This is a genomic window from Lyngbya aestuarii BL J (assembly GCF_000478195.2).
In the GTDB taxonomy this organism is placed as follows: domain Bacteria; phylum Cyanobacteriota; class Cyanobacteriia; order Cyanobacteriales; family Microcoleaceae; genus Capilliphycus; species Capilliphycus aestuarii.
Window position 1 is genome coordinate 1 of record NZ_AUZM01000231.1, and the last position, 1,148, is coordinate 1,148.

Here is a 1,148-nt window from a genome sequence, read left to right on the forward strand (position 1 = left end):
TCTCAAGGAACTTTTGATGTTCAACTTGATACAAATACCGCAAATACTTTTAACGGAGAACTTTCATTTACAACCAACGACACGGATGAAAACCCGTTTAACTTTGCTGTTTCTGGTGTAGTTTCTCCCAACCCGGTTCCCGAAATATCCGTTATTCAAAATACCACTAATATTGCTGACAATACCGGAACGTTTGACTTCGGAACTTCGACGGTTGGAAGCGTAGTTAGCAAAACCTTCACTATCGAAAATAACGGAACTGCTGACTTAACTCTTTCTAATTTACAACTTCCCACCGGGTTAACTTTAGCGGGAACTTTCCCAACCGTTATTGCTGCGGGTTCTCAAGGAACTTTTGAAGTTCAACTCGATACAAATACCGCAAATACTTTTAACGGAGAACTTTCATTTACAACCAACGACACGGATGAAAACCCGTTTAACTTTGCTGTTTCTGGTGTAGTTTCTCCCAACCCGGTTCCCACACCTGAACCCACTCCAACACCCGAACCCACTCCAACACCCGAACCCACTCCAACACCCGAACCGGTTCCCACACCTGAACCTCAACCAACACCCGAACCCACACCTGTTCCTACACCCGAACCTCAACCCGAACCTCAACCCGAACCTACACCTGAACCTGTTCCTACACCCGAACCTACACCTGAACCTACACCTGAACCTCAACCTGTTCCTACACCCGAACCTCAACCCGAACCTGTTCCCACACCCGAACCTACTCCTGACAACATAAACATTGACTGGGAATGTCGAACCATTCCAGAAATTACTCCTAACCCCAATTCCATTGTTGAAACTATCAATACTTCTGATACTGAACCGACATTAGGAACCGTTGAAAACGACGAAATTCTTGGAAATTCCAACAATAATACTCTCTTTGGAATGGGGGGAGATGACAATATTTATAGTCAAGATAGTGATGACTTAATTTTTGGAAATGAAGGAAACGACCACATCGATACAGGCTTGGGAAATGATAGCATTTATGGCGGTAAAAATAATGATGCAGTCTGGGGAAAAGAGGGAAATGATATGATTTGGGGGAATTTAGATTCAGATTCTCTCATGGGAAGTTCGGGAAATGATAGCATTTATGGCGGTCAAGAAGATGATTATATTTG

Annotated in this window: 1 protein-coding gene; it reads left to right on the forward strand. The window is 43.5% G+C overall.

The window, feature by feature from the left end; all coding sequences use genetic code 11:
- Positions 1-1,148: choice-of-anchor D domain-containing protein (locus M595_RS30355; protein ID WP_023069879.1), on the forward strand; the 1,148-nt coding region annotated here is incomplete at both ends.